Below are 13,603 nucleotides of genomic sequence, written 5' to 3' on the forward strand. Positions count from 1 at the left end.
CGACGCGTGCTGGCCGGCAAGACACACGGCACGACCCTGCAGTCGACGCCGGCCATTCCACGCAAAGAGGGGAGAGAGACCATGCAGTACCGCAAATCCGCATTGTCCGCCGCGATCGTCGTCTGCCTCGGCTTCAGCGCCCACATCAACGCCCAGGAACAGGACACCGGCAGCGACGCCGACCAGGCGCAGGCGGAAGCCAGTGCCTCGCAGTCCGAAGACACGACCGACCTCGCAACCGTCACCGTGACCGGCATCCGTGGCGCCGTGGAGAAATCACTCGACACCAAGCGCGAGGCCAACGCGCGCCTGGAAGTGGTGACCGCCGAAGACGTCGGCAAGCTGCCGGCGCACAACGTCGCCGACACCCTGCAGCGGTTGCCGGGCGTGAACATCAGCTCTTCCAGCTCCGACGAGGGCGGCTTCGACGAAGCCGACCGCGTCAGCCTGCGCGGCACCAGCCCCAGCCTGACCCAGACCCTGATCAACGGCCACACCGTCGGCTCGGCCGACTGGTTCGTGCTCAGCCAGGGCAGCAACGTCGGCCGCAGCGTCAGCTACACCCTGCTGCCATCCGAGCTGGTCAGCTCGGTGGAAGTGAACAAGTCGTCGCAGGCCAGGCTGCAGGACGGCGGCACCACCGGCACGGTCAACATCATCACCCGCCGGCCGTTGCAGTTCGCCGACCGGATCAGCGCCGAGGCCTCGATCGGCGCGGTGCATTCGGACAATGCCGAGAGCACCGATCCGCAGCTGTCGGGCCTGTTCAACTACAGGAACGACGCCGGCACCTTCGGCGTGCTGGTGCAGGCGTTCAAGCAGGAGCGCGAGCTCAGCCGGCAGGCGCAGGAAATCCCGGGCGGTTTCTTCCAGATCGCCGACACCGACCCGGCCGGCATCGCCAACCCCGACCTGGTCGGCGTCTGGGCGCCGGGCCTGCTGGGCTCGACCCTGTTCGAACAGACCCGCGACCGCCAGGGCGGGCTGGTCGACATCCAGTTCAAGCCCAGCGACGACCTGACCCTGGGCCTGAGCGGCTTCAGCTCGGAGATGGAAGCCAACAACTACAACCGCAACTTCATGATGTGGGGCGGCAACTTCGGCAGGGCGCAGGCGCCGGATCCCGGCTACGTCGTGACCGACGGAGTGTTGACCGAAGCCACCTATACCGGCGTGGCCGGCACGCCCTACGCCGTGTACGACATGATCTACCGCGAGGCCACCGCCAAGAGCAGCTACGCGACCTTCGACGTCGACTGGCAGGTCACCGACAACCTGAGTGCGAAGTTCCAGGCCGGCACCACCAGCGGCGAAGGCTCGACCGCGCGCCAGTTCATCGCCGAGGTGACCGTGGCCGACGGCGGCGGCGCCAGCTGGACCACGCATGGCAATGGCTCGCCGGTCGACTGGAGCGTCGGCGGCGACATCTCCCCGGACGGCGTGACCAGCTTCGGCACCTGGGGCAACCAGCAGGTGACCGCCGAGGACGACGAGGAATGGTTCACCGCCGATTTCAGCCACTACTTCAACACCGGCACGCTCTCGTCGATCGACTTCGGCGTGCGCTACGCCGACCACGAGCGCAAGGCGCTGTCGCCGGAAGGTGCCAGCCCGGGCGACATCTGGCCTGCGCTCCAAGGGGGCGCCACCGGCTCGTATCCGAACGGCTTTGCCAGCGACATCGGCGGAAACTTCCCGCGCGACATCTGGTACTTCACGCCCGGCGCCCTGAAGGACGCAATCATCAACAACTCGGACTGGCTGTCCGATGATGATGGCCCGAACGGCCGCCGCAACTACGGCGCCGAATGGACGGTACAAGAGAAGAACCAGGCCGCTTACGTGCAAGCCAACTTCACCGGCGCTCGTTGGAGCGGCAATGTCGGCCTGCGTTACGTCAACGTCGATCAGGACATCATGTCTTACCAGTCGGTCAGCGATGTCGCCAATGCGGATGTCACCAGCCTGTTCGCGCAGGGACCCGGCCCGGGCTGTGGTTGGGCTTGTCCGGTGTGGGGCGGCTGGAAGATCGTGAACACGAACAACAAGCACAGCCGCGTGCTGCCGAGCGCGAACCTGAAGTTCGACTTCGACGACAACCTGGTCCTGCGCTTCGCCGCCTCGCAGACCCAGACCCTGCCGGACTACTCCGCGCTGGGCGCGTCGAGCTGGGGCTCGGACCTCAACAAGACCGGCGGTGGCGGCAACCCGAACCTGGAGCCGGTGCTGTCGACCAACGTCGACGCCAACCTGGAGTGGTACTTCATGCCGCGCGGCCTGCTGTCGGTGGGCGCGTTCGCGATGGACATGAAGGACTACGTCGCCTACGGCACCGAGACCCAGATGCTGTTCAGCGAGCTCACCCACCAGCTCGAGGAATACAACGTCTCCGTGCCGATCAACGCCGACGCCGAGGTGCAGGGCCTGGAGGTGGCGTACGAACAGCCGATCGGCGAGTTCTTCGGCATCAACGCCAACTACACCTACTCCGACGGCAGCACCTCGCACACCTGGGCCGACGGCAGCCACAACCTGCTGGGCAACTCGAGGGACACCTACAACGTGGGCGCCTACTTCGAGAACGAAGCCTTCGGTGCGCGGGTCAGCTACACCTACCGGTCCTCGTTCCTGATCGGGCTGTCGGGCGCCAACCCGTACTACCAGGACGACTTCGGCACGCTGTCGGCGTCGCTGGGCTACAAGGCCACCGACTGGCTGAGCTTCAGCCTCGACGCGCTGAACCTCAACAACCCGGCCATCAAGTACTACCAGAGCTCGACCATCCCGACCTCGTTCTACAACAACGGCCGGCAGTACTACTTCAACGTCCGCCTGAAGTACTGAGCGCGGTCCGGCCTGCGTACTGCTCCGCGGGCCCGGGATTCCCGGGCCCGCGTCTTTCCTGCATCCGTACCGTGATCCGCGAGGACCCGCAATGAAGCTCCGACACCTCCTGCTGCTGGCGCTGCTGCCCCTCGCCACGTTCACGGCGCATGCCGACGCGCGCGCGGATGCGCCAATGTCGCTGATCCCCGCACCCGCGTCGCTCACGCCGGGCGAGGGGACGTTCGAACTGCGTGCGGATACCCCGCTGGTCGCGACCGACCCGCGCGCGGTGCGGGTGGCGCGGCAGTTCGCCGGCTACCTGCAGCGCGGTCGCCACGTCGCGCCGCGTTTCGACGGGGCGGGGGCGGACGGTGCGCCGGCGGTGGAGTTCCGGATCGCGCCGATGGAGGCGGGTGCGTCGCCGGAAGCGTATTCGCTGGATGTCTCGCCGCGGCGCATCGTGGTCAGCGCCGGCGACGAGCGGGGACTGTTCTACGGCGCCGTCACCCTCTGGCAGCTGGCCACGTCCGGGCTGGACGAGGGCACGCCCGCGCGCATCCCCGCGCTGCATATCGACGACACCCCGCGTTTCGCCTGGCGCGGGCTGATGCTCGACTCCGCGCGGCACTTCCAGTCGGTCGACGAGATCAAGCAACTGCTCGACGCGATGGCGCGACACAAGCTCAACACCTTCCACTGGCACCTGACCGACGACCAGGGCTGGCGCCTGCCGATCCCGGGGTATCCGGAGCTCACCGCCACGGGTGCCTGCCGGATTCCCGCCGGTGGCGGCGGCATCGACCCGGACACCGGCAAGCCCGCACCGTACTGCGGTTTCTACACCCGGGAGCAGGTGCGCGGGATCGTGCGCTACGCCGACGAGCGCCACATCACGGTGGTGCCCGAGATCGACATCCCCGGCCATGCGCAGGCGGCGGTGGCGTCCTATCCGCGGCTGGGCAGCGTGGACGGCCCGACGCCCGTGTCCAACGAGTGGGGCGTGCACAAGTACCTGTTCAACGCGGACGAGGACACGTTCGCCTTCCTCGAGGACGTGATGGCGGAGGTGGTCGAACTGTTTCCCGGGCGCTACGTCCACATCGGCGGCGACGAGGCCGTCAAGGACCAGTGGAAGGCATCGCCGCGCGTGCAGGCGCGCATGCGCGAACTGGGCGTGGCCGACGAGGCGCAGTTGCAGGGCTACTTCGTCGAGCGCATGGCGCGCTTCCTCGCCGCGCACGGCAAGCGCGTGATCGGCTGGGACGAGATCCTCGAGGACGACCTGCCGGCCGATGCCACGGTGATGTCCTGGCGCGGCATCGAGGGCGGCATCGAGGCCGCGGGCAAGGGCCACGACGTGGTGATGACGCCGGTGTCGCACCTGTATTTCGATTACCAGCAGACCGGCTCGCCGGACGAGCCGCCGGGCCGGCCGAAGCTCATCCCGCTGCGCAAGACCTATGGATTCGAGCCGGTGCCGGACGCGCTCACGCCCGCGCAGGCACGCCACATCCTCGGCCTGCAGGCCAACGTGTGGACCGAGCACATGCGTTCGTTCGAGCGCGTCGAACATGCGTTCTTCCCGCGCATCGCGGCCGTCGCCGAGACCGGCTGGACGCCGCGCGCGAACAAGGATTACGCGGACTTCCTGGCCCGGCTGCCGGCGCAGCTGGATCGATACCGCAGCATGGGCATCGATTACGCGCGCACGCCGTTCGACGTGCGGATCGAAGGCTCGGCGGACGGTGACGGGGCCATCCACGTCGCCCTGTCGCAGCCGGTGGGGCTGGGAACGATCCGCTACACCGTCGACGGCACGCCGCCAACGCAGGACTCGCCGTCCTGGGATGATGCTCCGCTGTCGTTGCGGTTGCCGGTGGAAGTGCAGGCCGCGGCCTTCGTCGACGGGCGCGTGCTGGGAGCGCCGGCGTCGCGGCGCTTCGACGCGGCCTCGCTGCTGCGGCGCGAGGACGAGGAACTGGCGATGTGCAGCCAGGGCCTGATGCTGCGGCTGGAGGACGACGGCCCGTTCGACGGCCCCCGCGCGATCTACAACGTCGACATCTTCAATCCCTGCTGGCTGTGGAGCGACGCGCCGCTGGACGGCATCGGCGCGGTCGACGTGGTCGCCGGCCGGATTCCCTACTATTTCCAGCTCGCCGGTGACGAGCCCAACCGCAGGTTCCAGCCCGCGCGCAGCGCGCACGGCGAGTTGGAACTGCGCGACGGCTGCGAGGGCGGGCTGCTGGCCAGCGTGCCGCTGCCGGCCGAACCGGACGCGAATGGCTTCGTCACCCTGCGTGCGCCATTGCCGGCGCGGCATCCCGCCAGCGCCGACCTGTGCATCGTGTTCACCGGCGACACGCGCCCGACGATGTGGGTGGTTGACCGGGTGGCGCTGCGGCCGGACCGGCACTGATACGCGCCATGCGCCGACGTGCGGTCACGGCATGCGGCGGGCCGTGGCCTGCGTTTACTCGCCGGGTTTGACCGCGCTGGTCGGCGCGGTCGTCGCGGCGCGGCGGGCGAGCTGTGCCTCGCGGTGGGCGATGTAGCCGTTGGCGCCAAGGATGATCGCGGCGCCGACGAGGGTCCAGCGGTCGACGCCTTCGTTGAACAGGAAGAACGCCAGCACCGCGACGATCGGCAGCTGCATGAAGCTGATCGGTTGCAGCGCCGACACGTCGCCGATCTTCAGTGCACGCGTCCACAGCATGTGGCCGGCGGTGCCGAGTATGCCGGCGGCGACCACCCACACCCAGGTGATGCCCTGCGGCCATTCCCAGACCGCCAGCGCCGGCCCCAACGACAGCGGCACCCAGAACAGCGTGGTCAGGATGACGATGCGGTCGGCCGGTTCGGTGTGGGAAAGCTGCTTGATCTGGATCGCGACGATGGCGCTGATCACCGCCGCCGATACCGCCACCAGCGTCCCGGCGCTGAAGCCTTCGGTGCCGGGGCGGACGATCACCAGCACGCCGACGAAGCCCAGCACCACCGCCGACCAGCGTCGCGCGCGGACCTGCTCGCCCAGCCAGAACACCGCGAACACGGTGACGAACAGCGGACTGGAGTACGACAGCGACACCGCTTGTGCCAGCGGCAGGTGGCCGATCGCCCAGAAGCCGCAGAACATCGACAGCGTGCCGAGTATGCAGCGCACCGCGTAGCGGGGCAGTTGCCGCGTCCGCAGCAGCCCCGGGCCGTGCTTGAGCAGCAGCGGCAAGGCCGCGACCAGGCCGAAGAAGCTCCGGAAGAACGCGACCTCGAAGGTGTGCAGCGATTCCGATGCGAGCCGGATCGCGATCACCATGACCGCGAAGAAACCGGTGCTGCCCAGCATCAGCAGCGCGGCGCGGGTGTGGGTCGGGAGGGCCATTACCAGTGCGCGCCTATCATGCGGGGTTCCGGTTCCAGTGCGACGCCGAAACGGATGTGTACCGAGTCGGCGATGCGCCGGGCGAGGTCGAACAGCTGCCGCCCGGTGGCACTGCCGTGGTTGACCAGAACCAGCGCGTGCGAGGCCGCGACACCGGCGTCGCCATCGCGATGGCCCTTCCAGCCGCAGGCGTCGATCAACCAGCCGGCCGACAGCTTGCGGCTGTCCGGGTCGCCCGCACCGAACGCAGGCAGGGTGGGGTGGTCGGCCACCAGCGCGTCGGCCTGCATGGCGGGCACGATCGGGTTCTTGAAGAAGCTGCCGGCGTTGCCGAGTACCGCCGGGTCGGGCAGTTTGCGGCGACGGATGGCGATGACCGCATCGGCGACCTGGCGCGGGGTCGGGCGGTCGATCCCCGCCGCGGCCAGTTCGTCGCCCAGGCCGGCGTAGTCGAGGGTCGGGGTGTGCTTGCGGGGCAGGTCGAACTCCACCGCGGTGACCACGTAGCGATCGGGCTGCTGCTTGAACACGCTGTCGCGGTAGGCGAACCGGCACTCGGCGCGGGCGAAGCGGTGGGTCTGGCCGGTAGCCGGCTCGAACGCCTCCACCGCATGGATGAACTCGCGGACCTCGACCCCGTAGGCGCCGATGTTCTGGATCGGCGCGGCGCCAACGGTGCCGGGGATCAGCGCGAGGTTCTCGAGTCCCGCAAAGCCGCGGGCGAGGGTGTCCATGACGAAGCCATGCCATTGTGCGCCGGCGTCGGCACGCACGATCGCGCGGTCGCCGTCGTCGGACAACACCCGTACGTCGCGGCCGGTCAGCGCCAGCAGCGGACGACCGGGATCGTCGACGAACAGCAGGTTGCTGCCGCCGCCAAGCACCAGCGGCGCCTGCCCGGCGAACTCCGGGGATTGCAGCAGGGCGGGCAATGCGCGGGCGTCGTCGACCTCGGCCAGCACGGCCGCGCGGGCCGGCACGCCGAAGGTGTTGCGCGATTGCAGCGGGGCGTCGCGAAGGATGCGGATGGCGCGGTCGGGAGCGGGAAGCGGGTCCGGCACGTTCATGCGACCGGCGGCACGGGGCCGCGGCTGGGCGCGAACTTGCGTCGGCGGATCGCCTCGACGCATTCGCCGACGAGTTCCGGGCCGCGGTACACCAGCCCCGAGTAGCACTGCACCAGGCTCGCGCCGGCCGCCATCTTGGTCACCGCGTCGGCCCCCGACAGGATGCCGCCGACGCCGACCAGCGGGATCGCCTCCGGCAGGCGCGTGCGCATCATCCGCAGCACCGTGGTCGACTGGCCCATCAGCGGCCGGCCGGACAGGCCACCCTGTTCCTCGGCATGGCGCGTGCCCTCGACCGGGATCCGCGACACCGTGGTGTTGGTCGCGATCACGCCGTCGACCTCCAGCTCGGTCAGCACGCGGGCGCAGGCCTCGATGTCGGCGTCCGACAGGTCCGGCGCGATCTTGACCAGCATCGGGATGCGCCGGCCGTGCTTGGCGCCCAGGCGCTCCTGTTCCTCGCGCAAGGTACCGATCAGCCGGCGCAGCAGTTGCTCTTCCTGCAGCTCGCGCAACCCGGCGGTATTCGGCGAGGAAATATTGATCGTCACATAGTCCGCCAGCGGGTAGACCCGCGACAGGCAGTACATGTAGTCGCCCTCGGCGATCTCGTTGGGCGTGTCCTTGTTCTTGCCGATGTTGATGCCGAGCAGGCCACCCTTGCGTTGCGCGCGCTCGACATTGCGCACCAGCGCGTCGACGCCGCCATTGTTGAAGCCCAGCCGGTTGATCACCGCCTGCTGCTCGGGCAGGCGGAACATGCGTGGTTTCGGGTTGCCGGCCTGCGGTCGCGGGGTCACGGTGCCGATCTCGATGAAGCCGAAGCCCAGCGCCATCAAGGCATCGATATGCGCACCGTTCTTGTCGAGTCCCGCGGCGAGGCCAACGGGGTTCGGGAAGTCGAGGCCGAACACGCGCGTCGGCAACGGCTCGGGCGCGCGCCCGAGCAGCCCGGCCAGCCCGCTGCGATGGCTGGCCTCGAGCGCCCGCAGGCTGAAGTCATGCGCGCGCTCGGCATCGAGCCGGAACAGCCAGGGTCGGGCGAGCGCGTACATGACCGGCCCTCGGGCCTAGAGGTCGAACTTGATGCCCTGCGCGAGCGGCAGTTCGTCGGAGTAGTTGATGGTGTTGGTCTGCCGGCGCATGTAGGCGCGCCATGCATCCGAACCCGACTCGCGACCGCCGCCGGTTTCCTTCTCGCCGCCGAACGCGCCGCCGATCTCCGCACCCGAGGTGCCGATGTTGACGTTGGCGATGCCGCAATCGGAACCGCGCGCCGACAGGAACGCCTCGGCGTTCTTCAGGCTCTCGGTGAAGATCGCCGACGACAGGCCCTGCGGCACGTCGTTCTGCATCGCCAGGGCGTCGTCGAGGTCCTTGAACTTCATCACGTACAGGATCGGCGCGAAGGTCTCGGTCTGCACGACGTCGGAATCGTTGGCCAGCCCGGTGATGATCGTCGGCTTGACGAAGTTGCCCTTGCGGTCCAGCGCCTCGCCGCCGGTCTCGACCTTGCCGCCGGCCGCCTTGGCCTTCTCGATCGCGTCGAGGTAGGCCTGCACGCCGTCCTTGCTGTTGAGCGGGCCCATCAGGTTGGCGGTGTCCATCGGGTCGCCGGTCTTGCCCTCGACTTGCTTGTAGGCGGCGACCAGCTTGGCCAGCACGTCGTCATGGATCGACTCGTGGATGAACACGCGACGGGTGGTGGTGCAGCGCTGGCCGGCGGTGCCGACCGCGCCGAATACGATCGCCGGGATCGCCAGCTTCAGGTCGGCGGTCTGGTCGACGATCATCGCGTTGTTGCCGCCCAGCTCCAGCAGCGAACGGCCCATGCGGCGGGCAACGCGCTCGCCGACGTGGCGGCCGACCTTGGTGCTGCCGGTGAAGCTGATGAGGCCGATGCGCTTGTCATCGACGAAGGTCTGGGCCAGCTCGGTGCCGGCGTCGTTGAACAGGAAGAAGATGTCCGGGAAGCCGCCCTTCTTCAGCGCCTCGTTGCAGATGCGGATCGATGCGATCGCCGACAGCGGGGTCTTCGGCGACGGCTTCCAGATGGTGATGTCGCCGCAGACCGCCGCGACCAGCGCGTTCCAGGCCCACACCGCGACCGGGAAGTTGAACGCCGAGATCACGCCGACCACGCCCAGCGGGTGCCACTGCTCGTACATGCGGTGGCCGGGGCGCTCGGAATGCATGGTCAGGCCGTACAGCTGGCGCGACAGGCCGACGGCGAACTCGCCGATGTCGATCATTTCCTGCACTTCGCCGTCGCCCTCGGGCTTGGACTTGCCCATCTCGAGTGCAACCAGCGAGCCCAGCAGGTCCTTGTTCTCGCGCAGCGCGTCGGCGCACAGGCGCACGGCCTCGCCACGACGCGGGGCCGGGGTGGTGCGCCAGACCTTGAAGGCGGCCTGGGCGCGCTCGACGATGGTGTCGTAGTCGTCCTGCGAGGACGCCTGGACCCGCGCCAGCACCTCGCCGTCGGTCGGATTGACCGGCTCCAGGATGCCGGCGTCGCTCGTCTTGGCCCATTCGCCATTGCCGAGGTAGGTGCCGGATTCGGTGCCGTTCAGGCCGAGTGCGGTGAGGACGGGGTGGGTCATGGGTAACTCCTTGGAAACAAACAGAAAAGGGTCGAGCGACGAGCATTGGATCGTCCGCGCGTGGACGCGCGCGATATGGTGACCCCGACACGATTCGAACGTGTGACCTGTCCCTTAGGAGGGGACCGCTCTATCCAGCTGAGCTACGGGGCCATCCGGTCGATTATCGCAGGAACAGGTCGCGATGACCTCCCTCGGAGGCGAGCGGTCTGTCCCGATTCGCCCGGGTGGCCATCCGCTACGGGGCCGCCAGGCCTCAGCCCTCCAGCATCGGCCGGATCCGGTCCAGGTTTTCCTGCAACTGCTCGTCGCGCCCGCCCTCGCACAGCAGCACGAACACGCGGTCGAGCAGGTGCTGCAGCGCGGAGTGGTACAGCAAAGGTTCGATATGGGCGCGGTCGTCGTGCGCCGACACCAGCAGGGTGAGGTCGGCATGCGCCCGCAGCGGGTTCGAGGTGTGCCGGGTCACGGTGACGACGCTGCCGCCGCGTTGCCGGAACAACCGGCCGATCTGGCACAGCGCCGGCTGCTTGCCGTGCTCCGAGAACACCAGCAATACGTCGCCGGTGCGCGCGGCCGAGACGCTGGCGGTCATGTGCGCGGTATCGAAGTTGTGCACGGTGAGGATGCCCAGCAGCGACAAGCGCAGTGCGAATGCACGGGCGTGGATGTCGTCCTCGCCCAAGCCGATGATGAACACCTTGCCGTGATTCCCGGCGTCGGCGATCACTGCCGCCACCGCTTCGATCGCCTCGGGCGTGTTGATCGAGCGGGTTTCTTCCTGCGCCTCGGACTTGCAGCGCCACAACTCGAGTGCGGAGTCGCGTTGCGGCTCGCTGTCGTCCGCATCCGGCCCGGTCGCGTCGTCGCCGTTGTCGGCGCGGGCGATTGCTTCGCCGACCGAGTACTTCAGGTCGGGATAGCCCTTGAAGCCGAGCTTCTGGCAGAACTTGACCACGCTGGACTGGCTGATGCCGAGCGCGTTGGCCAGTTGCTGCGAGGAGTAGTCGCGCAGCAACTGGGCGTTGTCGAGGATGAAGTCGGCGATGCGGCGCTCGATCGCCGACATCTGGTCGCGACCGGCGCGGATCTTCAGCAGCGCCGCCACGGTCAGGCCGCCGCGCTGCCCATCAGGATCGGTTCCAGTCCCTGGATGCTGCGGATGCCGAGTCCCGGGGCGTCGGTGATCGAGATCTCCGACTCGTTGAAGATCACCCCGCCTTCGACCGGGTTGCCCTGGCACAGCGACGGCCCGTCGAGGTCGACCTTGGTGATCACGTCGGCCTTGGCCACCGCCAGGTGCACCGCGGCGGCGACGCTGATGCTGGACTCGAGCATGCAGCCGATCATGCAGTCGACCTGGTGCATGCCGGCGATGTCGGCGATGCGGATGGCGTTGGAGATCCCGCCGGTCTTCATCAGCTTGATGTTGATGATGTCGGCCGCGCGCATGTTGATCAGCTTGATCACCTCCATCGGGCCGAACACGCTCTCGTCGGCCATGATCGGGGTGTGCACGCGCTCGGTGACGTAGCGCATGCCTTCCAGGTCGCGCGCCTTGACCGGTTGCTCGACCAACTCCAGCCGGACCCCGGCGTCCTCCAGCGCGGTGATCGCGAACACCGCCTGCTTGGCGGTCCAGCCCTGGTTGGCGTCGAGGCGGAGCAGGGCGCGGTTCTCGACCGCGGCGTAGATCGCCTTGGTGCGCTCGATGTCGACCCCGATGTCCTTGCCGACCTTGATTTTCAGCGAGTCGAATCCGCGCTCGACCGCGCTGATCGAGTCGGCCACCATCTTGTCGATGGTGTCGACGCTGATGGTGATGTCGGTGGTGACGACCGGGTCGCCGCCGCCGAGCATCTTGTACAGCGGCGCGTCGTAGAGCTGGCCGAACAGGTCGTAGATCGCGATCTCCACCGCCGCCTTGGCGCTGGAGTTCTTCTCCATCGAGGTCTGGACCAGCCGGGTGATGCGGTTGAGGTTGGCGATCTCCTCGCCGATCAGGCGCGGCGAGATGTAGTGGTGGATCGCGTCGATGATCGAACCGTGGGTGTCGCCGGTGATCACCGCGGTCGCCGGCGCCTCGCCGTAGCCGACGTGGCCGGTGTCGGTGTGGACCATCACCACGATGTCCTCGACCCGCTCGACCGTGCGCAACGCGGTCTTGAACGGCGTCTTCAGCGGCACCCGCAGCATGCCGAACTTGATCTCCGTGATCTTCATGGCGTGGCCTTCATGGTCTTGGTTCCGACATCGGTCGGGGTGCTCGCGAGTCCGTCCAGTGCGCCGTGGGGGCGCACGATGCTGGTCATCCGGTCGACGTAGGTTTCGTGGTCGTTGAACATCATCGGCAGCAGCGGGGTGACCGAGACGCCGTTGAGCGACATGCCGTGCAGCTCGCCATCGGCGCCGAGATAGCGGCCGCCATTGGTGTCGTGGATGACGTATGGCGCGCCGTCGATGCGACCGATCATCATCATCACGTGGCCCGGGATGTAGACCAGGTCGCCGACCTGCAGTTTCGCCACCGCGGCCATCCGGGCGGCGCGATCATCGTCCTTGTCGAAGGTGACGTGGTGAAGCGCCGGGCTGACCGCCTGGGCGCTGGTGTTGCGCGGCAGCTGCACGCCCATGCTGCGGTAGATCTCCGACACGAAGCCGCTGCAGTCGCGTGCATCGTAGGAGTGGCCCCAGCCGTAGCGCTCGCCGAGGAACTTGAACCCCTGTCGCACCAGGTTGGCGGGCGTCAGCGGCAGGTAGTCGGATGCGCTGTCGAGGCGCCGCGGTAGCAACGCCGGGGAGAAGGCCAGGCTGCCGTCGTCATTGCGCACCGGCATCCGGAGGATGTGCGTGGTGTACGGGTGCTGGCCGTTGACCGCCTTGTCTGGCGGCGTGTCGGAGAGCGGCACGCGAAGACCCATGTCGAGTTGCAGTTGCGAAACGCGCGGCTCTTCGCGGGTGAACACGGTGTGCTCGGTGCCGCCGGTGATGATGCGGTAGGGCGCTTGGTCGAGGTAGCCGAAGACCTCGTCGGCGCTGCCGATCGCCACATGGCGCTTTTCGATCCACGCCGCGTAGCGCGGGCTGACCACGAACAGCCAGTCGCCGTCGCCGCTCTCATGGGCGACCACCACCGGCGTGCCGGGGAACAGCGCGCTTTCCTGCAGGCGGTCGATGTCAGTCTCGCCGGCGCGGCTGAACATGCGTTGCGCGGTCGGGAAGGTACGCAGCGCCGCACGATGGACGACCAGCCCATGGCGGGTCGGTTGCGACGCCGGAATCGCATCGAGCGCGAGGTTGTCGACCATCGCGTCCAGCGTCGCTGCCGGCACGGGCGCGCCATCGACATCGAAACGCTCGCTGGTCGGGCGTTCCGACAGATCCTCGATCCATCCGCGCACGGTGGCGCGGTCGAGCGTGGCCGGGATCGCGCGCAGGTCGTGCATCGATGGATCGAGCTGCTGCAGTCGGGCGTTCTGCGCGGTGATCGCCGTGCGATCCATCAGCAACCCGTCCGGGTGGGTCATCCGGGCGACCCAGAAGCCGGGGTCCAGGTACGCATCCCGGATGCCGATGACACCGCTTTCCGGCACCTCGTACGTCGGAGTGGCTGGCGCGTCGCGCGCAGACGATGGCGTGGCGGCGCCGAACGCGATTGCCAGTCCCAGTGCCAACGCGGTGAGGAGTGGCGATCGCCTCGTCATGGTTTTCCCCGTGAGAGCTGCATT

At 68.3% G+C, this 13,603-nt stretch carries 9 protein-coding genes and 1 tRNA gene; 2 read left to right on the forward strand and 8 right to left on the reverse strand.

Translation table 11 applies throughout. The features are described 5' to 3' along the window. Positions 1-81 precede the first annotated feature (81 nt). Both ACT9AS_RS06640 and ACT9AS_RS06645 read left to right on the forward strand, forming a co-directional pair. Positions 82-2,844: a TonB-dependent receptor gene (locus tag ACT9AS_RS06640; RefSeq protein ID WP_445099332.1), complete on the forward strand. Its 2,763-nt coding sequence runs from the start codon at positions 82-84 to the stop codon at positions 2,842-2,844. A 91-nt stretch (positions 2,845-2,935) separates the two neighbouring features. Continuing rightward, complete coding sequence (locus ACT9AS_RS06645; protein WP_445099333.1) at positions 2,936-5,245, forward strand: family 20 glycosylhydrolase; 2,310 nt, start codon at positions 2,936-2,938, stop codon at positions 5,243-5,245. A gap of 54 nt (positions 5,246-5,299) precedes the next feature. Here ACT9AS_RS06645 and ACT9AS_RS06650 read toward each other — a convergent pair whose 3' ends face one another. The 8 genes from ACT9AS_RS06650 to ACT9AS_RS06685 all read right to left on the reverse strand — a co-directional run bounded on the left by ACT9AS_RS06650 (position 5,300) and on the right by ACT9AS_RS06685 (position 13,579). Continuing rightward, positions 5,300-6,205 carry an EamA family transporter gene (locus tag ACT9AS_RS06650; protein ID WP_445099334.1) on the reverse strand — a complete coding sequence of 302 codons (906 nt, stop codon included), beginning with the start codon at positions 6,203-6,205 and terminating at the stop codon, positions 5,300-5,302. Beyond that, a complete protein-coding gene (murB, locus tag ACT9AS_RS06655; protein ID WP_445099335.1) occupies positions 6,205-7,272 on the reverse strand; it encodes a UDP-N-acetylmuramate dehydrogenase in 1,068 nt (355 codons plus the stop codon). The genes ACT9AS_RS06650 and murB overlap by 1 nt, the downstream gene beginning before the upstream one ends. After that, positions 7,269-8,327 carry a quinone-dependent dihydroorotate dehydrogenase gene (locus tag ACT9AS_RS06660; RefSeq protein ID WP_445099336.1) on the reverse strand — a complete coding sequence of 353 codons (1,059 nt, stop codon included), beginning with the start codon at positions 8,325-8,327 and terminating at the stop codon, positions 7,269-7,271. Before ACT9AS_RS06660 ends, murB begins: the two co-directional genes overlap by 4 nt. Positions 8,328-8,342: 15 nt before the next feature. Continuing rightward, positions 8,343-9,875 (reverse strand): L-piperidine-6-carboxylate dehydrogenase, encoded by a 1,533-nt coding sequence (gene amaB, locus ACT9AS_RS06665; protein WP_445099337.1) that lies wholly within the window; start codon positions 9,873-9,875, stop codon positions 8,343-8,345. Positions 9,876-9,951: 76 nt separating this feature from the next. Continuing rightward, positions 9,952-10,028: transfer RNA gene (locus ACT9AS_RS06670), tRNA-Arg, on the reverse strand. Between the two features lie 103 nt (positions 10,029-10,131). Beyond that, complete coding sequence (locus ACT9AS_RS06675; protein WP_445099338.1) at positions 10,132-10,983, reverse strand: SIS domain-containing protein; 852 nt, start codon at positions 10,981-10,983, stop codon at positions 10,132-10,134. A gap of 2 nt (positions 10,984-10,985) precedes the next feature. Then, complete coding sequence (locus tag ACT9AS_RS06680; protein ID WP_445099339.1) at positions 10,986-12,098, reverse strand: enolase C-terminal domain-like protein; 1,113 nt, start codon at positions 12,096-12,098, stop codon at positions 10,986-10,988. Then, on the reverse strand, positions 12,095-13,579 hold the full coding sequence (locus tag ACT9AS_RS06685) for an SH3 domain-containing protein (RefSeq protein ID WP_445099340.1): 1,485 nt from the start codon (positions 13,577-13,579) through the stop codon (positions 12,095-12,097). Before ACT9AS_RS06685 ends, ACT9AS_RS06680 begins: the two co-directional genes overlap by 4 nt. Positions 13,580-13,603: the final 24 nt, after the last annotated feature.

The organism is Lysobacter sp. F60174L2 (assembly GCF_052547135.1).